Annotated in this window: 16 protein-coding genes; 13 read left to right on the top strand and 3 right to left on the bottom strand. The window is 65.8% G+C overall.

Annotation, left to right across the window (positions count from 1 at the left end; genetic code table 11):
- Positions 1-2 precede the first annotated feature (2 nt).
- Entirely contained in the window at positions 3-665 is a 663-nt protein-coding gene (gene phoU, locus ACFVVC_RS22210) for a phosphate signaling complex protein PhoU (protein ID WP_026264739.1), read from the bottom strand.
- Between the two features lie 205 nt (positions 666-870).
- Between phoU and ACFVVC_RS22215 the strand changes: the two genes are divergently transcribed.
- Together ACFVVC_RS22215 and ACFVVC_RS22220 are read left to right on the top strand one after the other, a co-directional pair.
- Complete coding sequence (locus ACFVVC_RS22215) at positions 871-2112, top strand: sensor histidine kinase (protein WP_387458491.1); 1242 nt, start codon at positions 871-873, stop codon at positions 2110-2112.
- Complete coding sequence (locus tag ACFVVC_RS22220; protein WP_026264738.1) at positions 2109-2789, top strand: response regulator transcription factor; 681 nt, start codon at positions 2109-2111, stop codon at positions 2787-2789. Before ACFVVC_RS22215 ends, ACFVVC_RS22220 begins: the two co-directional genes overlap by 4 nt.
- A gap of 106 nt (positions 2790-2895) precedes the next feature.
- Here ACFVVC_RS22220 and ACFVVC_RS22225 read toward each other — a convergent pair whose 3' ends face one another.
- Positions 2896-3465, bottom strand: coding sequence for a hypothetical protein (locus ACFVVC_RS22225; protein WP_387458493.1), 570 nt, complete (start codon positions 3463-3465; stop codon positions 2896-2898).
- A gap of 271 nt (positions 3466-3736) precedes the next feature.
- Between ACFVVC_RS22225 and ACFVVC_RS22230 the strand changes: the two genes are divergently transcribed.
- From ACFVVC_RS22230 to ACFVVC_RS22265, 8 genes are all read left to right on the top strand, one after another.
- The gene (locus ACFVVC_RS22230) at positions 3737-4219 is read left to right on the top strand and encodes a CarD family transcriptional regulator (RefSeq protein ID WP_011690592.1); all 483 of its coding nucleotides are present in this window, start codon (positions 3737-3739) and stop codon (positions 4217-4219) included.
- A 107-nt stretch (positions 4220-4326) separates the two neighbouring features.
- A complete protein-coding gene (gene ispD, locus ACFVVC_RS22235; RefSeq protein WP_387458474.1) occupies positions 4327-5106 on the top strand; it encodes a 2-C-methyl-D-erythritol 4-phosphate cytidylyltransferase in 780 nt (259 codons plus the stop codon).
- A gap of 8 nt (positions 5107-5114) precedes the next feature.
- Complete coding sequence (gene ispF / locus ACFVVC_RS22240) at positions 5115-5615, top strand: 2-C-methyl-D-erythritol 2,4-cyclodiphosphate synthase (RefSeq protein ID WP_387458495.1); 501 nt, start codon at positions 5115-5117, stop codon at positions 5613-5615.
- A 9-nt stretch (positions 5616-5624) separates the two neighbouring features.
- Complete coding sequence (gene cysS, locus ACFVVC_RS22245; protein ID WP_387458476.1) at positions 5625-7091, top strand: cysteine--tRNA ligase; 1467 nt, start codon at positions 5625-5627, stop codon at positions 7089-7091.
- Positions 7092-7195: 104 nt separating this feature from the next.
- Positions 7196-8185, top strand: coding sequence for a 23S rRNA (guanosine(2251)-2'-O)-methyltransferase RlmB (rlmB, locus tag ACFVVC_RS22250; protein WP_387458478.1), 990 nt, complete (start codon positions 7196-7198; stop codon positions 8183-8185).
- Positions 8186-8277: 92 nt separating this feature from the next.
- Positions 8278-10386: a glycogen debranching protein GlgX gene (gene glgX / locus ACFVVC_RS22255; RefSeq protein ID WP_387458480.1), complete on the top strand. Its 2109-nt coding sequence runs from the start codon at positions 8278-8280 to the stop codon at positions 10384-10386.
- Positions 10387-10418: 32 nt separating this feature from the next.
- Positions 10419-10907 carry a ribonuclease domain-containing protein gene (locus ACFVVC_RS22260; protein ID WP_387458482.1) on the top strand — a complete coding sequence of 163 codons (489 nt, stop codon included), beginning with the start codon at positions 10419-10421 and terminating at the stop codon, positions 10905-10907.
- A gap of 7 nt (positions 10908-10914) precedes the next feature.
- The gene (locus ACFVVC_RS22265; protein WP_387458483.1) at positions 10915-11271 is read left to right on the top strand and encodes a barstar family protein; all 357 of its coding nucleotides are present in this window, start codon (positions 10915-10917) and stop codon (positions 11269-11271) included.
- Positions 11272-11345: 74 nt separating this feature from the next.
- Here ACFVVC_RS22265 and glgP read toward each other — a convergent pair whose 3' ends face one another.
- Positions 11346-13964, bottom strand: a complete 2619-nt coding sequence (gene glgP, locus ACFVVC_RS22270; protein WP_387458485.1) for an alpha-glucan family phosphorylase — start codon at positions 13962-13964, stop codon at positions 11346-11348.
- 192 nt (positions 13965-14156) lie between these two features.
- Between glgP and ACFVVC_RS22275 the strand changes: the two genes are divergently transcribed.
- The 3 genes from ACFVVC_RS22275 to ACFVVC_RS22285 are packed head-to-tail and all read left to right on the top strand — an operon-like array spanning position 14157 to position 21656.
- Positions 14157-16199 carry an alpha-1,4-glucan--maltose-1-phosphate maltosyltransferase gene (locus tag ACFVVC_RS22275; protein ID WP_387458497.1) on the top strand — a complete coding sequence of 681 codons (2043 nt, stop codon included), beginning with the start codon at positions 14157-14159 and terminating at the stop codon, positions 16197-16199.
- Positions 16196-17989 carry a maltose alpha-D-glucosyltransferase gene (gene treS / locus ACFVVC_RS22280; protein WP_387458487.1) on the top strand — a complete coding sequence of 598 codons (1794 nt, stop codon included), beginning with the start codon at positions 16196-16198 and terminating at the stop codon, positions 17987-17989. The genes ACFVVC_RS22275 and treS overlap by 4 nt, the downstream gene beginning before the upstream one ends.
- Before the next feature lies 1 nt (position 17990).
- On the top strand, positions 17991-21656 hold the full coding sequence (locus tag ACFVVC_RS22285; protein WP_387458489.1) for a 1,4-alpha-glucan branching enzyme: 3666 nt from the start codon (positions 17991-17993) through the stop codon (positions 21654-21656).
- Positions 21657-22011 lie beyond the last annotated feature (355 nt).

Genomic DNA, 22011 nt, shown 5'->3' on the forward strand with positions numbered 1-22011 from the left:
GTTTAGCTGTGTTCGGTGGCGTTCGGCTGCCACGCGCCGGTGACCAGGTACGTCACTTTCTGGGCGACGGAGACGCCGTGGTCCGCGAACCGCTCGAAGTAGCGGCTGGCGAGGGCCACGTCCACGGTGGTCGCCGGCGACTCGGTCCACTCGGGCGAGGCGATGGCCTTGAAGACGCTCAGGTGCAGGTCATTGATGGCGGTGTTGGCCTTCAGGATGTCCCTTGCCACCTCGAGGTCGCGGCTCTCCAGCAGTACCGTCAACTTGTCGGCGATCTCCTGGTCCAGTTCGGCCATCCGGTTGAAGGTCCCGGTCATGGACTCCGGGATGACCGTGGACGGGTACCGGAGGCGGGCCAGCTGGGCGATGTGGCGCGCGAGGTCGCCCATCCGCTCCAGGGAGGCACTCATCCGGAGCGAGCCCACGATCATGCGCAGGTCGCTGGCTACGGGACCTTGCAGGGCCAGGATGTCGATGGCCCGCTCATCAAGGCTGTTCTGCAGGAAGTCAATGCGCGCATCCGCCGCGATGACGTCCTGGGCGAGATCAACGTCCGCGACCTGGAATGAGGTGGTGGCCTTGTCTATCGCTTCGCTGACCAGGCGGGAGATCTCCACCAGCTGGTCACCGACCTGGGTGAGCTCTTCCTGAAAAACCTTACGCACGTAGGCGTCCTTTCCTTGGAACTCCCGCCGGCCGCTCCAGGGCAGCAGGAATCGTGTCGCCATTGGGCGCTCTAACCATTAACACTGTCATCGCCCGGTAAACGATTATGCCCATGGAGGTGAACGTTAGTTGAACCGTTCGCGGTAAGGGCTTCGAAGCGCCGGCGCGCCCCGGGCAAGAGCATAAAGTGGAGCTGTGGATCCTATGCTCATTGGTCTGGTCGCCGGCCTTGTCGGCCTGGCGCTTGGCACGTTCGGCGTGCTTGCGTTCCGGGTCAGCGAGAAGCAGCGCGAGCTGCTGGAGGTCGATGCCGGGGAACCTGCGCTGCCGGACGGGGCGGCGGAGGTGCTGGCCGTCGTCGGACGTGCCTTTGTGGTCCTGGACGATGTCGACGGCGTTGTCCGTGCCAGCCCGGCAGCCTACGCCTACGGCCTTGTCCGCGGCCATACCGTCGTCCACAAGGAACTCCTGGACATGACGGCGGGTGTGCGGCGGGACGGCGTTATCCTGGAGAAGCAGCTGGAGCTCCCGCGCGGACCGCTGGGGCAGGGGACCATCATCGTCCAGGTCCGGGCGGCCATGCTGGGTGAGGAATACATCCTGCTCCTGGCCGATGACCGGACCGAGATTACCCGCACGGAAGAGATCCGCAACGACTTCGTCGCCAACGTCTCGCATGAACTGAAGACGCCCGTCGGCGCCATCTCCCTGCTGGCTGAGGCCCTCGAGTCGTCCGCGGACGACGAAGAAGCGGTCCGCCGGTTCGCCAAGCGGATGCATAAGGAATCGGCCCGCCTCGCCGCGCTGGTCCAGGACATCATCGAGTTGTCCCGGCTGCAGGGCGCCAGCGTGACGCAGCAAGGCGGCCCCGTGGACATCAACGCGGTCATAGCCGAGGCCGTGGACCGGTCGCAGCTGCCCGCCGAGAGCAAGAACATCAGCATCGTGGTGGGTGGCCGCACCGAGGGCAAGGTCTTCGGCGACCAGGACCTTTTGGTCACCGCGCTGCGCAATCTCATCGATAACGCCATCCGCTATTCGCCCGCCAACACCAGGGTGGGAATCGGCGTCCGTTCCAGGGAGGGCCTGGTGTCCATCTCCGTGACTGACCAGGGGGACGGGCTCACGCCCGAGGACCAGGAACGCGTCTTCGAACGCTTCTACCGGGTCGATGCCGCCCGTTCACGCCAAACCGGCGGCACCGGCCTGGGCCTGAGCATCGTCAAGCATGTGGCATCAAACCATGGCGGCGAGGTGACGCTCTGGTCCCAGCCGGGCCAAGGGTCAACGTTCACCCTGCGGCTTCCCGAGATGGAAGGACAGGACAGCGACCGTCCGGTCCACGACGCACCGGCACCGGCGCCGGCGCGGCAGCCGGCCGGCCAGCCGGCCCTCACCCAAGTACCCCGCGCCGCCGGCGCAACAGAACGAGGAGCTAGCGCTTGAGCAGGATTTTGATTGTGGAGGACGAGGAGTCATTCAGCGATCCCTTGTCCTATTTGCTGGGCAAGGAAGGTTTCGAGGTTGAGGTGGTGGACAACGGCCTCGACGCGATCACCGAATTCGACCGCAACGGCGCCGACCTGGTCCTGCTGGACCTGCAGCTGCCCGGCCTGTCCGGCACCGAGGTGTGCCGGCAGCTCCGGCAGCGTTCCAGCGTTCCGGTGATCATGCTGACGGCCAAGGACTCAGAGATCGACAAAGTTGTGGGCCTGGAGCTCGGCGCGGACGACTATGTCACCAAGCCCTATTCCTCCCGTGAACTGGTGGCCCGGGTCAGGGCGGTCCTGCGGCGCCAGGGCGAACCGGAGGAACTGATTTCTTCAACGGTCCAGGCCGGACCGGTCCGGATGGACATCGAACGGCACGTGGTGAGCGTGGATGGCGAGCAGGTCTTGCTGCCGTTGAAGGAGTTCGAGCTCCTGGAGATGCTCCTGCGCAACTCGGGGCGCGTCCTCACCCGGGGGCAGCTGATTGACCGGGTCTGGGGTTCGGATTACGTTGGCGACACCAAGACCCTTGACGTCCACGTGAAGCGCCTCCGCGGCAAAATCGAACCGGATCCTTCCGCACCCCGGTTCCTGGTCACCGTGCGCGGCCTCGGTTACAAGTTCGAGCCCTAGGCTCCGGGCGGGCAGGGCTGTCCGGATCAGATGCAACAACAAAGGGAGGGCCAGTGGCCCTCCCTTTGTTGCGCCTTACGGACTGCCCGCCCCGGCGGGCTCGCCGCTAGCGGCTGGTGGCGGTTGCCGTTGCCGTGGCGCTCGGAGTGGCGGTGGCCGTCGCGCTTGTGCTGGCGGACGACGACGGCGTAGCAGACGGGCTGGCGGACGGCAGGTAGTCCTTGTATTCCTTCAAGGTCGCATCCAGGACGGGAACCTTGACCGTGCTGGTGACGTTGGTGCCGTTCTCGCTGATCTTGACGTCCACCAGCGAACCCGGCTTTCCGCCGGTGGTGCTCAAGATGGCAGGGTCGGTGTTCTCGTTGAGGAGCGTGTAGGAGTTGGCCTTCACCGGAACCTCGGTCTGTGAGCCCTTGGCGCCGTTGACCGTGAGCTTCACGTCCTTGGAAGAGGAGTTGTAGACGGCGCCAATCAGTCGGCCAGGTCCGTCTTCGCCGCTGGAAACGATGAGGATGTTCCGCAGCTGCAGCGGGCCGAGGTCTGCGCGGATGCCGTCCGAGGCGGAGTACTGGTGGCTGGTCTGCTGGGGCGTGATGTAACCGCAGCCCGCAGTCAGCAGGCTGACGCCAAGGGCGGCAGCCGTCAGTGCCAGTTTGCCGCGCTGGGCCCGGTTCATCGCAGTGGAACGCACGTCACGTACTCCTCGAGAAATTTGAAGTCTTTTTCAGCCATAGCCTATCCGCAAACGGGGTCAAACGAGGATTCGGGGCCGTCACATCGTCTGTGGGAACGCTCACCAGATGCACTAATATCCTCATCCGTCAAGGGGGTGGAGGAGGTCGATTGGGCCGTTTTTCCGCGTATTTTCGCGGTTGGGAGCCCTTTCTCCGGCCGGTCATATGCCTGAATCGTGATAAACTGGTCTGCGGGAAAGGGGAAATGTCCACATGGTATTTGAGGTCGGCGAGACAGTAGTTTACCCTCACCACGGTGCTGCGAAGATTGAAGAAATCAAGATGCGCACCATCAAGGGCGAAGAGAAGATGTATCTCAAGCTCAAGGTGGCTCAGGGTGATCTGACCATTGAAGTTCCAGCAGAAAACGTAGATCTTGTTGGGGTTCGGGACGTAGTGGGCAAGGAAGGCCTGGAGCACGTGTTCGATGTGCTTCGTGCCGAGTTCACCGAGGAACCCACCAACTGGTCACGCAGGTACAAGGCAAATCTGGAGAAGCTTGCTTCCGGTGACGTCATCAAGGTGGCAGAGGTCGTTCGCGACCTGTGGCGCCGGGATCACGACCGGGGCCTTTCCGCAGGCGAAAAGCGAATGCTGGCCAAGGCCCGCCAAATTCTGATTTCAGAGTTGGCGCTGGCTGAAAAGACCGACGAGGAGAAGGCGGCAAGCGTTCTCGACGAGGTCTTGGCTTCCTAAGAATTTAGCCCCGGCAGCACTCAAGTGCCGCCGGGGCTTCTTTTTGCCCGAAACCGGGCAGCGGCCCGGCCATGTCGAGGCCGCAACGGCGTCGTAGGCTAGTTCGCATGAGTGAATCAACGCCCCTGGTCACGGGAGTCATCGTGGTGGCCGCAGGGTCCGGGCAACGGCTCGGCTACGGCATGCCCAAGGCGGCTGTGCCGCTGGGTGGCGAACCGATCCTGATGCATGCCTTGCGGGGTATTGTCGCCTCCGGGGTCGCAAGCCAGGTCTGCGTGGTGTTGCCGGCAGCTGACGAGGGCCTGCGCCGCCTCTGCGGTGACTTCCGGGACGAACTGGCCGACGGCGGCCCCCTCCTCACCCTTGTGGACGGCGGCGCCACCCGGGCTGAGTCCGTCCGCGCCGGTATGGCTGCCCTGATGGACGGCACGGAAGCGGTCCTGGTCCACGATGCCGCCCGGGCGCTGACGCCCGAGTCCGTCTTCCACCGCGTAACGGAAGCCCTTGCCGCGGGCGCTGCCGCGGTCATTCCCGTTCTCCCCGTCGTGGACACCGTCAAGACCGTTGCCGCCACCTCCGGAGAGGACAGCGTGTTCGCGCCGGAGGTGGTCACGGGAACAGCCCGGCGCGAGGAACTGCGGGCGGTACAGACACCCCAAGGATTCACGCTCGACACGCTGGTGCAGGCGCACCGGGCCGCCCAGGGACTGGACCTGCAGCAAGCGGCGGCCGTCACCGATGACGCCATGCTCGTGGAGATGCTGGGGACGCCGGTCTACGCTGTCCGTGGCTCAACCCAGTCCCTGAAGATCACCACGCCGCTTGACCTGATCTTCGCCGAAGGGCTCCTTGAGGGCCCGCTCGGCGCCCGGTGGGTGGAAGGGTGAGCGCAGACATGATCCTGCCGCGGACCGGAGTGGGAATCGACGTCCACGCGTACGCTGGCCAGGACGAGGACCGCCCGTTGTGGCTCGGCGGACTCCACTGGCCCGGTGAACGCGGCCTGGCCGGCCATTCTGACGGCGACCCCGTGGCCCACGCCGCGGCGGACGCGCTGTTCTCCGCTTCAGGCATCGGCGACCTTGGCACCCACTTCGGCACGGACCGCCCGGAATTCGCCGGCGCGTCCGGTGTGACGCTGCTCGCCGAAGCGGCACGGATCGTCCGGGCTGCGGGTTTCGAGATTGGCAATATCGCCGTCCAGTTCGTGGCCAATAGACCGAAATTCGGTCCCCGCCGGGAAGAGGCGCAGCGCGTCCTTTCAGGGGCTGCCGGCGCGCCGGTGAGCGTCACCGCCACCACCAGCGACGGCCTCGGGTTCACCGGCCGTGGCGAGGGTATCTCCGCTGTGGCCACCGCCTTGGTGTACCCGCGGCCCAAGGAAACCATCGGCTAGTCTGGAGCGGTGACCCTGCGCTTCTATGACACCGCCTCCGCCGAAGTCCGGAACTTTATCCCGATCCTTGAGGGCAAGGTCAGCCTCTATTACTGCGGGGCCACGGTGCAGGGAATGCCTCACGTGGGCCACATCCGTTCCGCCATCGCCTTCGACCAGCTGACCCGCTGGCTGCAGTACCGCGGCCTGCGCGTCACGGTGGTCCGCAACGTCACGGACATTGACGACAAGATCCTCGCCAAGTCCGAGGCCTCCTTCGCGCCGGACTTCATCCCCGAGCCGGGAGATGTGCCGCGTGAGGAATGGTGGGCGCTGGCGTACCGCTACGAGCGGGAATTCCTGACGGCCTACGACACCCTTGGCGTCTCCCGCCCCACCTACGAACCCAGGGCCACCGGGCACATTCCCGAGATGCACGCCCTGATCCAGCAGCTCATCGACCGCGGCCACGCCTACCCCGCGCTGGACGACTCGGGAGACGTGTACTTCGACGTCCGCTCCTGGAACAGGTATGGCGCGTTGACCCGGCAGAACATCGACGACATGCAGGCAGCGCCCGACGCCGATCCCCGAGGCAAGAAGGACCCCCGCGACTTTGCGCTGTGGAAGGGTTCGAAAGAAGGAGAGCCGGCCACCGCCAGCTGGTCCTCGCCCTGGGGTGCCGGACGGCCCGGCTGGCACCTTGAGTGCTCTGCCATGGTCACCAAGTACCTCGGCACCGCCTTCGATATCCACGGCGGCGGCCTGGACCTGCGCTTCCCGCACCACGAAAACGAGATGGCCCAGTCCCAGGCGGCGGGGCACCCCTTCGCCAACTTCTGGATGCACAACGGCATGGTGACGTACCAGGGCGAGAAGATGTCCAAATCCGTTGGCAACACCATCAGCCCCACCGAAATGCTGGAGCTCGCCTCCCCCCGCGTTGTCCGCTACTACCTCGGCCAGGCCCATTACCGCTCCGTCTTGGACTACCGGCCCACGTCGCTGCAGGAAGCCGCTGCCGCAGTCGAACGCATCGACGGGTTCCTGGCGAAAGCCGTGGCGCGTTTCGGCTCCGACTTTGGCTTCGTTCCCGGCAACGACCGTTCTCCTGCTGATGCCCTGGACACTTTTTCAGCCGCGATGGACGACGACTTGAATGTCCCGCGTGCCCTCGCGGCGCTGCATGAGACCGTGCGGGCCGGGAACACGGCCCTGGCGGACGGCGACGACGACGCTGCCCGGAAGGCGATGTACGCGGTCGTCACCATGACCGACGTCCTGGGCCTGAACGCCGTCGCCGGTTCCGGGCAGGCGGGCAGCCGGGAAGCCGACGCCTTGGGCGTCCTGGTGGAGGCGCAGCTGGCTGCCCGTGCCGCCGCCCGTGCCGCCAAGGACTGGGCTGCCTCCGACGCCATCCGGGACACCCTCAACCAGGCCGGCGTCGTGGTGGAAGACGGCACGGACGGTGCCACCTGGAGCCTCAAGAGGGGCTGAGCAGCCACTGCCCTGAGTACGCCCACAGCACGCGGCGCCTCGATTTTTCTTCGGTCAGTAGACTGGTAGGCAGACTCAGTCAGCACAATCAAGGGTGGAACATCATGGCCAACAATGGTCGCCGATCGGTGAAAGCGAAGAAGGGCCCAACCATCGGAACCGGTGGCCATGGCCGCAAGGCCCTCGAAGGCAAGGGGCCCACGCCCAAGGCTGAGGACCGCCCGTACCACAAGGCGCACAAAGCCAGGCAGCTGGCCGAACGGTCCGCTGCCAAGCGCAGCCCGGGTGCACGCAGCGCCGGCGCCGCCAAGTCCGGACCCAAGGGCCGCGCCACCGAAGAAGTGGTCACAGGCCGCAACTCCGTGGTCGAAGCGCTCCGCGCCGGCATCCCGGCCAAGGCCCTGCACGTGGCCATTCGCATCGAGATGGACGACCGCGTCAAGGAGTCGCTGAAACTCGCCGCCGAACGCGGTATTCCGCTGCTCGAAACCGGCAAGCCCGAACTGGACCGGATGACCGACGACGCCGTCCACCAAGGCCTGGTGCTCCAGATTCCGCCGTACGAATACCAGGACGCGTACGAACTGGCCGAGGAGACGGTGGAGAAGTGGAAGAAGGGGCACGTCAGCAACGCGCCGCTCTTCGTCGCCCTTGACGGCATCACCGACCCCCGGAACCTCGGGGCGATCATCCGTTCCGTCTCCGCCTTCAGCGGCCACGGCGTTATTGTTCCCGAGCGCCGCTCCGTCGGCGTCACGGCCTCGGCCTGGAAGACCAGCGCCGGTGCTGCCGTCCGCGTCCCCGTTGCCCGCGCCTCCAACCTGAACAACGCTTTGAAGCAGTTCAAGGGCATGGGCATCTTCGTGCTGGGGCTCGACGGCGACGGCGACGTCTCGCTGCCCGACCTCACCTTGGCCAGGGAGCCGGTGTGCATCGTGGTGGGCTCGGAGGGCAAAGGCCTGAGCCGCCTGGTTCGGGAGAACTGCGACCAGATCGTCTCCATCCCGATCGACTCCGCCATGGAGTCCCTGAACGCCTCCATGGCAGTGGGCATCTCGTTGTATGAGGTCTCCCGCCAGCGCGCGGCGGGGTAGTGGTCCACCGGCCGCCGTGCGGGGGCACGACTCCCTTGCAGTACCGAAGTGAAGGGGCAGGTCAACTGCCCCGGGCGGCTATCATTTAGGTGATGGTCATGCCGCTTTTCGACACCGCATCCACCATGGACGCCTCCTCGGCGATTCCCCTCGGTGTCAGTGTCCCGCGCGTTGATTCCGGCGGAACCCGCCACCACGTCGGCGGCCGCGCCAACGTTTCCTGTTTCGCGCCAGGCGTAGCCAGCCTGGACATTGCCTACTGCCCTCCGGGCGGCCAGTGGCGGTCCCGGACCCTGCCGAACGTGGTGCGCGGCGTCCATCACGGCATCGTCGAGGACCTGCCGTACGGTTCGCGGTACGGGTTCCGCCCGTCCTCCGACCGCCGGCCCCTGCCGCCCCGCGCCTCCGTCTCGGGGAACGGGGACGACGCCGGCAACCCGCCGTTGTTGCTGGACCCTTACGGCCGGGGGGTGGACCAGCGGGACGGGCTCCTGGCCAGTGTCCGGACCGCACCCGACTTCGATTGGGAAGCGGACGAGCGGCCGGCCCTGCCGTGGCGCAACACAATCCTTTACGAAGCCCATGTGCGGGGCCAGAGCAAGCTCCATCCCGACGTACCCGAGGACCTGAGGGGCACCTACGCCGGCATGGGCCACCCTGCCGTGGTGGAGCACCTCACCAGCTTGGGCATCACCGCCGTGCAGCTCCTGCCCGTGCACTTCCACCTCGACGAGCCGCACTTGCAGGACCTTGGCCTCACCAACTACTGGGGCTACAACACCGCCGCCTTTTTCGCCCTGCACCCCGGCTACGCCACCCGCGCCGCCCGGGAAGCGGGCCCGCAGGCTGTCCAGGACGAGTTCAAGGGCATGGTCAAGGCCCTGCACGCCGCAGGACTTGAAGTCATCCTCGACGTCGTCTACAACCACACAGCGGAGGGAACCCAGGACGGCCCGGTCGTCAGCTTCCGCGGGCTGGGGGAGCAGGCGTACTACCGGATGGACAGCCACGGAAAATACGTGGACACCACCGGGTGCGGCAATACCTTGAACTTCGGCGAGCCGCATGTGGTCCAGATGGTGGTCGATTCACTGCGGTATTGGGTGGATGAGTTCCATGTTGACGGTTTCCGGTTCGACCTTGCCGTCACCCTCTGCCGGAACGCTGATAACGAGTTCGACCCCAACCACCCGTTCCTCACCGCCATCGCCGCGGACCCCGTCCTTTCCGGTGTCAAGCTGATTGCCGAGCCGTGGGACATTGGCTACGGCGGTTGGCAAACCGGGCGGTTCCCGCCAGGCTGGGTGGACTGGAACGACCACTTCCGGGACGCCGTCCGGACGTTCTGGCTGGCAGACAGGGCGGCCATGGACGCGGGCGGCCACGGCGGAACCATGGCCAAACTCGCCGATTCGCTGTCCGGTTCTGCCGGTCTCTTCCAGGCATCCGGCCGCTCACGGCTGGCATCGGTCAATTTCGTTACCGCCCACGACGGCTTCACCATGAACGACCTCGTCTCCTTCGACCGGAAGCACAACGAGGACAACGGTGAGGAGAACAGGGACGGGCACGGGGACAACCGCAGCTACAACCACGGCGTGGAGGGGCCCACCGAGAACGGCCTGATCCTGGCCAGGCGCGCGCAGTCCCGGCGCAACCTGATGGCGTCGCTCATGGTCTCGCTTGGAGTCCCCATGATCACTGCCGGTGACGAGCTGGCCCGGACGCAGCTGGGCAACAACAATGCCTACTGCCAGGACAACGCCATGACCTGGCTTGACTGGACGTTGACCCCGGAGGCGCACGAAATGCTGCGCAGCACCAAGCGCTACATCCGGCTGCGCAAGGAATTCCTGGCCGCCCAGCCCCATGATTTCCCCGTCCGGGACGAACAGTCCTACCTTCACTGGTTCGACCACCGTGGGCAGCCCATGTCCGCCGAGCGGTGGAACGATCCGCACCACCGCGTCCTGCAGCTGCTGCTGGGGGACGACGGCGGTGCCCTCGCCGGGCTGGTGGTGGTGAACGGCGGCGCCACTGATGTGCAAATCACGCTGCCGGACCTCGGGCGCACGGCACCTGGACTTTTCGAGCTGCGCCTGACCACCTCGCCGCTCCACGAGCAGCGGCAGGGCATCCGGGTTGCCTCGGGCGAGACCGATGTTGCCGAGGCCAACTCCATCAGCATCTACCGAACCTAGACCCAGTAAAACCGGCCGGCAGGTACACCCGAATGCGCAACCGCTCCATGCTTCCCTTGCTCCTTACCGCCTTGGCGGTGCTGGCGCTGGTGGCGTTCGGCGGGGCCGGCTTGTTGGGCGGCCAGGGGGAAGGCACGACGCCGGGCGCGGCTTCCGGCGCGAGTAAGGCTACCGGCGGCCCGGGTACGCCGGCGCCGGGAAAGAGCGCGGCGGCACACCAGGGAGCCAACCCGTCCAGCCTGCCGGAAATCCGTGAGTCCGCGCTGCCGGTGGAAGGACGCCGCGTCCTGGCCCTGATCCGGGCGGGCGGTCCGTACCCGTTCAGCCAGGACGACCAGGTGTTCGGCAATCTTGAACGCGTCCTGCCCGCACGGGATCGGGGGTACTACCGCGAGTACACGGTTCCAACGCCCGGCGAACCGGACCGGGGCGCACGTCGGATCGTGGCAGGCGACGGCGGGGAGAAGTATTACACCGGTGACCACTACGCGACGTTCAAGTACATAGCGGAAGGCAGCTAGCGCACCCATGAAAATTCTTTCCGGCGATACCTGGACCCTCGAAGAGCTGGAGGAGCAGGTAGCGGACGCCGGGCGCCGCAGCCTCGTGGTCCCGCCGGCCGACAGCAAACGCGCCGTCCTGGAAACCTTCGGCGAGGTCCTGGACTTTCCTGAGCACTACGGTGTGAACCTGGATGCTCTGAACGATTCGCTCCACGACTTCGCGGACACCATCACGGACAACGGCAATCCGCCGGTAACCGTCCTTTGGCAGGTTGCCGCCACGTTCCGCAGCGACAGGGCCTTCGGCATTGTCTGTGAAATCCTGCAGGACGCCGAGCGCTACGCCGGCAAGGACCTCGCTGTCACGGCTGTCCTGCTCTGAGGGTCCTGCCCCCTGCGCTGGGTACTCCGCAGGCACCTGGTGTCCGGCCGGCCGGGGGCGGGCCGGACACCAGGTCAGGCGTTGACGATCAGGCCGAGCTCCGCTTTCGAGGCCAGCGCCTCGTGCCTGGGCAGCACCCGGACCGTGTAGCCGAACGGTCCGGAGCGGTCGATCAGCAGCGAGCCGCTGAACAGGTGGCGGCCGCTGCCCAGGTCCTCCTTCACCTGCAGTTCCATCATGGTGATGTCCGCGAGGGTGTCGTTCTCCTCGGCCCGTCCGTAAGCCACCTCAACGCAGACATCTTCCGGAGTCAGTGCGTTCAGCGCCACGTAGGCGTTGACCTGGAGGGTGTCGCCGATCTGCGGATCCTCTGAGACGCCCACCGAATCCACATGCTCCACGTGGACCTGTGGCCAGGCGCCGTGAACCTTGGCAGACCAGGCTGCCAGCGCGCGGGCCTGCGCGTAGGAGTTCGCGGTGGCGCTGCGGCCGGCGTCAGCTGCCGGGCGGTACAGGATGTTCACGTAGTCCCGGAGCATCCGCTCGGCCGAGACTGCCGGACCCAGGTGCGAGAGGGTGTGCTTGATCATGGACACCCAGTGCGTTGGAACTGTCTCGCTCCGGGTGGTGGAGGGACCAGCAGCCCCCGCACCCTCGGACACCGTGCTTCCGTAGAAGCGCGGCGCCACCTGCGATTCAAGCAGCTCGTACAGGGCGGCGGCCTCGATGTCGTCCCGCTCTTCCGGGGATGCGTCGTTGTTGGCCGTCGGAATTGCCCAGCCGTTCTCGCCGTCGTACATCTCGTCCCACCAGCCGTCCAGGACGGACAGGTTCAGCGACCCGTTCAGGGCCGCCTTCATGCCGGACGTACCGCAGGCCTCCAGGGGCCGCAGCGGGTTGTTCAGCCACACGTCGCAGCCAGGGAACAGTGTCCTGGCCATCGCGATGTCGTAGTTGGGCAGGAACGCGATGCGGTGCCGGACCTCGGGGTCGTCAGTGAACCGCACCAGGTCCTGGATCATCTTCTTGCCGGCGTCATCGGCCGGATGGGATTTTCCAGCGATGACCAACTGGATGGGGTGGTCCTTGTGGAGCAGGAGTGCCTTGAGCCGCGCAGGTTCCCGGAGCATCAGGGTCAGGCGTTTGTACGTGGGCACGCGGCGGGCAAACCCGATGGTGAGCACGTCCGGGTCCAGGACATTGTCCGTCCAGCCCAGTTCGGCGTCGGCCGCGCCGCGCTTCTTCCACGCAGCACGGAGCCGGCGGCGCACGTCTTCCACCAGTGCCGCCCGCATTTCGCGGCGAAGCGCCCACACGTCGGCGTCGCTGACGTTGTAGGCGAGGTCCCATTTGCCCAGCGCTTCGGCCTCGCTGCCGAACTGGTCCCGGGCCAGCTTGGAGATCCGGCTGTCCACCCACGTGGGCACGTGGACGCCGTTGGTGACGGAGGTGATGGGGACCTCCGAGTGGTCGAATCCCGGCCACAGGGCGGAGAACATCCCGCGCGACACTTCCCCGTGGAGCTTGGCCACGCCATTGGCGCGCTGGGCAAGGCGGAGGCCCATGACGGCCATGTTGAAGACGGCGGGGTTTCCGTCGGCATAGTTTTCGCGGCCCAGTTCCAGGATCCTGTCCAACGGGACTGCGGGTGCCAGCCCGGCCTGGAAGAAGTGGCTGATCTGGGCGATCTCGAACCTGTCAATGCCGGCGGGGACCGGTGTGTGCGTGGTAAACACCGTGGAGGCGCGGCCGGCGGCCAGCGCTTCGTCGAATGTCAGGGCCTGTTCGCCGGACATCAGTTCCTGGATGCGTTCGATGCCCAGGAACCCTGCGTGTCCTTCGTTGGTGTGGAACACCTCCGGGGCAGGGGAGCCCGTCAGCTTCTGGAACGCCCGCAGGGCTTTGACCCCGCCCATGCCCAGCAGCAGTTCCTGCTGCAGGCGGTGGTCACCGCCGCCGCCGTACAGCCGGTCCGTGATGCTCCGCGCGGCGTCGTCATTGCCGGGCACGTTGGAGTCCAGCAGGAGCAGCGGGACGCGTCCGACGTCGGCACGCCAGATATGTGCCAGGAGGCGGCGGCCGTTGGGCAGGGGGAGCGATACCTCCAGGGCTTTTCCGTTGCCGTCCGGGGATGGCTCGCGGAGCAGTGTCAGGGGCAGGCCGTCGGGATCCAGGACAGGGTAGGTTTCCTGCTGCCAGGCGTCCCGGGACAGTGACTGCTTGAAGTAGCCGGCCTGGTAAAGCAGGCCCACACCGACCAGGGGAACGCCCAGGTCCGAGGCCGCCTTGAGGTGGTCGCCCGCCAGGATGCCCAGGCCGCCCGAGTACTGGGGAAGGACCTCGGTGATACCGAATTCAGGAGAAAAATAGGCGATGGAGGCGGGGGCGTCCGGGCCCAGGCCCTGGTACCACCGAGGCTCCTCGAGATACCGGTCAAGGTCCTCCTCGGCCGCGCGGACCCGGTCCACCACGGACTGGTCGGCGGCGAGCCGCTGGAACTCCTCCCGGCTGACCATGCCCAGGAAGCCGATGGGGTCCTGGCCGCTTTCCTCCCACAGGCGCGGGTTGAGCCCGGCGAACAGTTCGCGCGTGGGGCGGTGCCAGGACCACCGCAAATTGCTGGCCAACCGGGCCAGCGGCCGGATGGGCTCGGGGAGGACTGTACGGACCGTAAACCTGCGGATTGCCTTCACCTGCGCCACACTAACCGACAACATGCCGGGCCGGAACAAGCTTTGGGTTTCTTTTGGGTAAATGACAGGGGCGTGAAGAAATTGGGCGGCGGCGCGATGGATTTTAGGGAGCAGCCTTAGCAATCCTGGGCATTTCTCGCTAACGTCGAGGCTGTGACGACTAACTCAGGAACCAGTGCCGCATCCACCAAAATGCCCCAGCGCCGCATAACCGATGGTCTGCGGTTCGGGCGTTTTCCCATCACCAACGTGCAGCCCGTCGTCGACGGCGGAAAGGTCCCCGCCAAAGCCCTCCCCGGTGAGGCCATCGTTGTGGGGGCCACCGCCTTCCGGGAAGGCCATGACCAGCTCGGCGTCAGCGCTGTGCTCCTGGACCCAACGGGGGCCGAGCGGCAGCGTGTCCGGCTTTCCCCGCCCCGCGGCGAACGCGGAATGGGGACCGACCGTTGGGAAGGCGCGCTCACGCCGTCGGAAACCGGCGACTGGTCCTTCGTCATCGAAGCCTGGCACGACCGCTACGGCACCTGGCACCACAATGCCGAGGTGAAGATCGACGCCGGCATCGACGTGGAGCTCATGCTCGCCGAAGGGGCCAAGCTGCTCGGTGAAGCCTCCGCGGAAGACTTCCGGGACGAGGTGGACCAGGCAGCCCTCCGGCATGCCTCGGATGTCCTCTCTGACCAGTCACGCAGCACCGGGGAACGCCTCGCGGCCGGATTCGGCCAGGAAATCGCGGACATCGTCGCCCGCCAGCCCATCCGCGAACTGGTGACCGTCTCGGAGAAGTTCCCCCTTCTGGTAGAGCGGGACCGGGCAGGCCGAGGTGCTTGGTATGAGTTCTTCCCGCGGTCCGAAGGCGCCGTCAAGGACCACAACACCGGTGCCTGGACATCGGGAAACTTCCGGACGGCAGCCCGCCGCCTCGACGCCGTCGCGGCCATGGGCTTCGACGTCCTCTACATGCCCCCGATCCATCCGATCGGCGTCCAGCACCGCAAGGGGCCCAACAACACCCTGGTGGCGGGCCCCCATGACCCGGGTTCGCCCTGGGCCATCGGCGGCAAGGAGGGCGGCCACGACGCTATCCACCCCGATCTCGGTTCCTTCGAGGACTTCGACGCCTTTGTTGCCCGCGCAAACGAATTGGGCCTGGAAGTTGCGCTGGACCTGGCCCTGCAGGCGGCCCCGGACCACCCGTGGGTGCAGACGCACCCCGAATGGTTCACCACCCGGGTGGACGGCAGCATCGCCTACGCGGAAAATCCGCCGAAGAAGTACCAGGACATTTATCCGCTCAATTTCGACAATGACCCGGAAGGGCTTTCCCGCGAAATTCTCCGCATTGTGCTGCTCTGGGTCAGCCACGGGGTGAAGATTTTCCGGGTGGATAACCCGCACACCAAGCCCGTGTGGTTCTGGGAATGGCTAATCGCCGAGGTGAATAAAGCCGTCCCCGGAGTCGTATTCCTCGCCGAGGCATTTACCCGGCCCGCCATGATGCACGCCTTGGGCCGTGCAGGCTTCCAGCAGTCCTACACCTACTTCACCTGGCGCAACACCAAGAAGGAGATCGAGGCATACTTCGACGAAGTCAGCCACGAATCCCCGGCGTTCTTCCGCCCCAACTTCTTCGTCAACACCCCGGACATCCTCACCGAATACCTCCAGTACGGCGGACCCGCGGCATTCCGGATCCGGGCGGTCCTTGCCTCCACCGGAAGCCCCCTGTGGGGCGTCTACGCCGGCTACGAACTCTACGAGCACGTTGCCCGGCCCGGCGCTGAAGAATACATCGACAACGAGAAGTTCGAGTTCAAGGCCCGTGACTGGGAAGCCGCCGCGGAGTCCGGGCGCTCGCTGGCACCGTACATCACGCGGCTGAACCACATCCGGCGGGACCACCCGGCGCTCCTGGACTTGCAGAACCTGACGGTCCACCAGAGCACCGACGAATCCACGGTGGTGTACTCCAAGCACAAGACCCTCCCCGACGGGACCAAGGACACCATCATCGTGGTGGTCAACGTGGACCCCCACGTCACCAAGGAATGCAGCGTCGTCCTGGACCTGGCAGCCCTGGAGCTGGACCCGCAGGACCGCACCCCGGGCGGTGGCTTCTTCGTGGATGACCTGGTCTCAGGCCAAAGCTGGGAGTGGGGCGAGTACAACTACGTGCGGCTCGACCCGCACGTAGAACCGGCGCACATCCTGAGCGTGAGGAGAATGCATTCGTGAGTTTCAATCCGCAAAGTTCCGGCCACTTCACCCCAAAGAGCACGTTCGAGCTAAATGCGCCCGGCCTTCAGCATGACCCCCTGTGGTACCGCAAGGCCGTGTTCTACGAGGTACTGGTCCGGGCCTTTGCGGATGCCAACGGCGATGGGTCCGGGGACTTCTCCGGACTCATCGACCGGCTGGACTATCTGCAATGGCTGGGCGTCGACTGCCTCTGGCTGCCCCCGTTCTTCCAGTCACCGCTGCGCGACGGCGGCTACGACATCTCGGACTACAACTCCGTGCTGGACGAATTCGGCACCATCAGCGACTTCAAGCGGCTCGTGGCGGAAGCCCACGCCCGCGGCGTCCGGGTCATCATCGACCTGCCGCTGAACCACACTTCCGACCAGCATCCCTGGTTCCAGGAATCCCGGAAAGACCCCGACGGGCCCTTCGGCGACTTCTATGTCTGGAGCGACACTGACGAGAAGTACCAGGACGCACGCATCATCTTCGTCGACACGGAGGAATCGAACTGGACGTTCGATCCCATCCGGCGGCAGTTCTTCTGGCACAGGTTCTTCAGCCACCAGCCGGACCTGAACTTCGAAAACCCCAAGGTCATCGAGGCTGTGTTCGATGTGGTCCGGTTCTGGCTGGACCAGGGGATCGACGGTTTCCGCGCAGACGCCATCCCGTACCTCTTCGAGGAAGAGGGCACCAACTGCGAGAACCTGCCCGCCACCCACGAATTCCTCCGCAGCCTGCGGGCCATGGTGGACGAAAGCTACCCCGGCCGTGTGATCATCGCCGAGGCAAACCAGCCGCCCAATGAGGTGGTGGAGTACTTCGGGACCGAGGAAGAACCCGAATGCCATATGGCGTTCCACTTCCCGATCATGCCCCGCCTGTACTATGCCCTCCGGGACCAGAAGGCCGCGCCCATCATCGAAACCATGCGCGACACACCGGACATCCCCGACGGTGCCCAGTGGGGGACATTCCTGCGCAACCACGATGAGCTGACCCTGGAGATGGTCACCGCAGACGAGCGCGCGGCCATGCTGGGCTGGTACGCGCCGGACCCCCGCATGCGTGCCAACATCGGCATCCGGCGCCGGTTGGCGCCGCTGCTCGACAATTCCCGGGCCGAGATCGAACTGATCAACGCGCTCCTGCTCTCACTTCCGGGGAGCCCGTTCCTCTACTACGGCGACGAGATCGGCATGGGGGACAACATCTGGCTTGAGGACCGCGACGCCGTTCGAACGCCGATGCAATGGAACCCGGACCGGAACGCCGGGTTCTCGGACGCCGATCCCGGCAAGCTTTACCTGCCGCCCATCCAGTCGCTGGTGTACAACTACAGCATGGCCAACGTCGAAGCCGAGGCCGCCCACTCGGGGTCGCTGTTGCGCTGGACACGGCAGATCCTCAGCGTGCGCAAGAACCACCCCGCGTTCGGCCTTGGCGGGTTCAAACATGTGGAAGCCGACCACGACGCCGTTCTGGCGTACCTGCGCGAGCTGCCGGCGAACAACCCGGCCGGCGCCGCGGCCGAAACCATTTTGTGCGCCTTCAACCTCTCCCAGCATCCCGTGGCCGCCACACTGGCCATTCCCGAGTACGCGGGGAGGGGTCTGCGCGATGTCTTCGGCGGCCAACCCTTCCCGGGCATCGGCGATGACGGAAGCCTCACCTTGACCATCGGAAGCCATGACTTCTTCTGGCTCCGGATGCGTACGGCGGGATCCAACCCGTCGTCGCCCTACACCCAGGCCATGCCCATCCTGTCGATAGAGAACTGAGATGAACCAGCCAATCCTCACTCCCGCCCTGACCGCGCTGCTCAAGGAATGGCTGCCGCAGCAGCGTTGGTTCCCCATCAAGACTCCCGCCTTCGCCATGTCCCAAGTGGGCAGCCTGGGCCTGTCAGACCCCACAGGCCACGCCGCGCTTGCCGTGTTCCTCCTCAGTGCCACCACGGAGGGGCCCGACGGCGGCCGGCGCACCACCGTGGTCCAGGTCCCGTTGAGCTTCCGCCCGGCACCGGCCGGTGGCATGGAACGGGCGCTCGTGGGCGAAGCCGCAGGAACCGACCCGTCCCGGCCATGGGTCTACGACGCCGTGCACGATCCTGATTTCGTCGGCGCCTGGCTCGAGCTCATCCGGCAGGAGGAAAAGGCTGCAAGCGGGTCAGCTACCGGACACCGCGTGGCCGGGCCGTACCGCCTTCCCACGGCCAAAGGCGTGGTGAAAGTGCTGTCCGGAGAGCAGTCCAACAGTTCCGTCATTGTGGACGACGGCGAATCGGCGGCGATGGTGAAATTCTTCCGGGTGCTGTCCGACGGGACAAACCCCGAGATCGAAGTCGGGGCGGCGCTGACCACTGCGGGTACCCCCGAAGTGCCTGCGACGTTGGGCTGGGTCCGCGGAGAGTGGCTTGGGCAGGGCAAGCCCGTCCAGGGCGAGCTTGCGGTAGCCCACGAATTCCTGGCCGGCGGCCGTGATGCCTGGCGGCTGGCTGTGGACGCCGCACGCCAAGGTGCCGATTTTACGGCGGAAGCACGGGCTCTCGGTGCTGCCACGGCCAACGTGCACCGCCGGCTGGCGGAGGCGCTGGGGCAATCAGCGGAGCCCGACGCCGGCAAGGCCATCGGATCCGCTGTAGCCCAACGCGTCCGCAGCGCCTGGGCGGAAGCCCGCGCCGCCGTCGGCCCCTACGACGCCGCTCTGGATGCCCTCCTGGCCGGCCTTGACGGGGCCCCCACCGGTCCCCTGCAGCGTATCCACGGCGACCTCCACCTCGGCCAAATCCTGCAGGTCGCCGGGCAATCCAGTGGCCAGTCCCGGTGGGCCATCCTCGATTTCGAGGGCGAACCGCTGCGGCCCATTGCCGAACGGAACGTCCCCGACGTGCCGCTTCGCGACGTCGTGGGAATGCTGCGGTCCTTCGACTACGCGGCCGGCGCCGCCCAACGGGAGCAGGAGGGCGCCCAAGTCCCGGACACCTGGGTGGACGACTGCGCTGACGCGTTCCTGGAAGGGTACGGGGCCGTCATTCCCGGCACGGTGGACCGGACCTCGCCCTTGTTTGTGGCATTGTGGCTGGACAAGGCGCTGTACGAAGTTGTTTATGAAATGCGTAACAGGCCCGACTGGCTGGCGATCCCGGTGAATGCCTCCAGGCGGCTCCTGAGCGGTAACGGCACCGGCGATCAAACCGGCGCAGCATCGGAAGGTAACGAAATGACAGGCTCAGCACAAACTGACCGCCCGGGGGTGCCGCTGCACGTGGACGAAGGCACCCTGGGCAAGATCGCGAACGGTGAACACCACGCGCCCCATTCCGTCCTTGGCGCGCACCTGGACGACTACGGTCACGTCACCGTCCGGACCGTCAAGCACCTGGCCGAAGCAGTCACCGTTGTCACCCAGGCCGGTGAAGTTCCCATGGAACATGAGGCCCACGGCGTGTGGGTTGCCGTCCTCGAACCCGTGCAGCAGGGCCATGTTCCCGACTACCGGCTTTCGGTCACGTACCCGGGCAAAGAACCGGTGGCGGTTGATGAGCCGTACCGCTACCTGCCCACCGTAGGAGAAGTGGACCTCCACCTCATCGGCGAGGGCCGGCATGAGAAACTCTGGGAGGTCCTCGGCGCCCACGTCCAGCACTACAAGTCCTCACTGGGGGACGTCAACGGTGTTTCCTTTGCCGTGTGGGCTCCCAACGCACAGGCCGTCCGCGTCAAGGGTGATTTCAACGCTTGGGACGGGCGCGAAAACTCGCTCCGCTCGCTGGGATCATCCGGGGTGTGGGAAGTCTTCATTCCAGGTGTGCCGGCGGGCGCCTGCTACAAATTCGAAATCCTGACCCGCGGTGGCTACTGGGTGGAAAAAGCCGACCCCCTGGCATTCGGCACCGAAGTTCCCCCGCTCACGGCCTCCCGGGTGGTGGAACCGTCCTACGCCTTCAAGGACGACGAGTGGATGGAAGCGCGAGCCCAGCGCGATCCCCACAATTCGGCCATGAGCGTGTACGAAGTCCACCTCGGCTCCTGGCGCCTGGGACTTGGCTACCGGGAGCTTGCCAAGGAACTGGTGGAGTACGTCAAATGGCTGGGGTTCACCCACGTGGAGTTCATGCCGGTGGCAGAACACCCGTTCGGTGGTTCATGGGGATACCAGGTCACGTCCTACTTCGCGCCGACGTCCCGGTTCGGCCACCCCGACGAGTTCCGCTACCTCGTGGACACACTCCACCAGGCCGGAATTGGCGTCCTGCTGGACTGGGTCCCCGCCCACTTCCCGAAGGACGCCTGGGCGCTGGCACGCTTCGACGGCGAACCCCTCTATGAGCACTCTGATCCGGCCCTTGGCGAGCACCCGGACTGGGGGACCCTCATCTTCGACTTCGGCCGTACCGAGGTCCGGAACTTCCTGGTGGCCAACGCCCTCTACTGGTTGGACGAGTTCCACATTGATGGCCTGCGCGTGGATGCGGTGGCGTCAATGCTTTACCTCGACTACTCCAGGAAGGAAGGCGAGTGGCGGCCCAACCGCTTCGGCGGCCGGGAAAACCTGGAAGCCATCTCCTTCCTGCAGGAAGTCAACGCCACCGTCTACAAGACACACCCAGGTGCCGTCATGATCGCGGAAGAGTCGACGGCCTTCCCGGGGGTGACCGCTCCCACGAGCCACGGCGGCCTGGGCTTCGGCCTGAAGTGGAACATGGGCTGGATGCACGACTCGCTCAAGTACATCTCAGAGGACCCTTACAACCGCCGGTGGCACCACGGCACGGTGACGTTCTCCCTGGTGTATGCGTTCACTGAGAACTTCCTGCTGCCCATCAGCCACGACGAAGTAGTCCACGGCAAAGGCTCCATGCTGCGCAAGATGCCGGGCGACCGCTGGCAGCAGCTGGCAAACCTCCGCGCGTTCTTTGCCTACCAGTGGGCCCACCCCGGCAAGCAGCTCATCTTCATGGGTACTGAATTCGGGCAGGAGGCGGAGTGGTCCGAGCAGCACGGGCTGGACTGGTGGCTCGCAGACATCCCCGCGCACCGCGGGCTGCAGCTGCTGACCAAGGACCTGAACGAGTTGTACGCTGCCACACCCGCCCTCTATACCCAGGACAACGTGCCGGCCGGGTTCCAGTGGATCAACGGGGGAGACAACGACCGGAACGTCCTCTCTTTCATCAGGTGGGGTACCGACGGCGAGCCGATCGTCTGCGCCATCAATTTCTCCGGGGGCCCGCATGTCGGCTACACCTTGGGCGTGCCATCGGCCGGCGCTTGGACTGAGGTCCTCAACACCGACCACACCACCTACGGCGGCTCCGGCGTTCTCAACAGTGGTGAACTGACAGCAACCGCCGAAGGACAGGACGGGCAGCCGGCCACCCTGACGGTGACGCTGCCTCCGCTGGGCGCGTCCTACTTCAAGCCGGGAGCACCCACCTCGGCCTGAGCAGCCCAAGCTGGTCTCCGCAGCGAGCGGAAGAGCCCGGAATCCCTCAGGATTCCGGGCTCTTCGGCGCTGGGGAATCGGGGCGGGTGAGGACAGCGCAGGCAGCCCTTCCACGCCGACTGGCGATCCCGAATAAGTGGTGGTAGAGTTTATTTCCGCGCTGCTCCACGGAGTCAGGCGGACAACCGATCCCCCAAGCTTATGCTGAGGAAGATCGCGGACGCCGATTTGACACGCTGGAAGTCAGCCGGTAAGTTTGGAAAGTTGCTCCGGAGCGATCTGCGACTGGTTTTTGGTTGTGGTGGTGCCGGGTGTGTCTGTTGTTTGAGAACTCAATAGTGTGTCAAGTTTGTTG

The organism is Pseudarthrobacter sp. NPDC058196, assembly GCF_042882685.1.
In the GTDB taxonomy this organism is placed as follows: Bacteria; Actinomycetota; Actinomycetes; order Actinomycetales; family Micrococcaceae; genus Arthrobacter.

Coding starts and splice junctions, on each gene's coding strand:
- ACFVVC_RS22215 (WP_387458491.1), top strand. CDS start 871: ATGCTCATTGGTCTGGTCGCCGGCCTTGTCGGCCTGGCGCTTGGCACG.
- ACFVVC_RS22225 (WP_387458493.1), bottom strand. CDS start 3,465: ATGAACCGGGCCCAGCGCGGCAAACTGGCACTGACGGCTGCCGCCCTT.
- ACFVVC_RS22230 (WP_011690592.1), top strand. CDS start 3,737: ATGGTATTTGAGGTCGGCGAGACAGTAGTTTACCCTCACCACGGTGCT.
- ispD (WP_387458474.1), top strand. CDS start 4,327: ATGAGTGAATCAACGCCCCTGGTCACGGGAGTCATCGTGGTGGCCGCA.
- ispF (WP_387458495.1), top strand. CDS start 5,115: ATGATCCTGCCGCGGACCGGAGTGGGAATCGACGTCCACGCGTACGCT.
- rlmB (WP_387458478.1), top strand. CDS start 7,196: ATGGCCAACAATGGTCGCCGATCGGTGAAAGCGAAGAAGGGCCCAACC.
- glgX (WP_387458480.1), top strand. CDS start 8,278: ATGGTCATGCCGCTTTTCGACACCGCATCCACCATGGACGCCTCCTCG.
- ACFVVC_RS22260 (WP_387458482.1), top strand. CDS start 10,419: ATGCGCAACCGCTCCATGCTTCCCTTGCTCCTTACCGCCTTGGCGGTG.
- ACFVVC_RS22265 (WP_387458483.1), top strand. CDS start 10,915: ATGAAAATTCTTTCCGGCGATACCTGGACCCTCGAAGAGCTGGAGGAG.
- ACFVVC_RS22275 (WP_387458497.1), top strand. CDS start 14,157: ATGCCCCAGCGCCGCATAACCGATGGTCTGCGGTTCGGGCGTTTTCCC.
- ACFVVC_RS22285 (WP_387458489.1), top strand. CDS start 17,991: ATGAACCAGCCAATCCTCACTCCCGCCCTGACCGCGCTGCTCAAGGAA.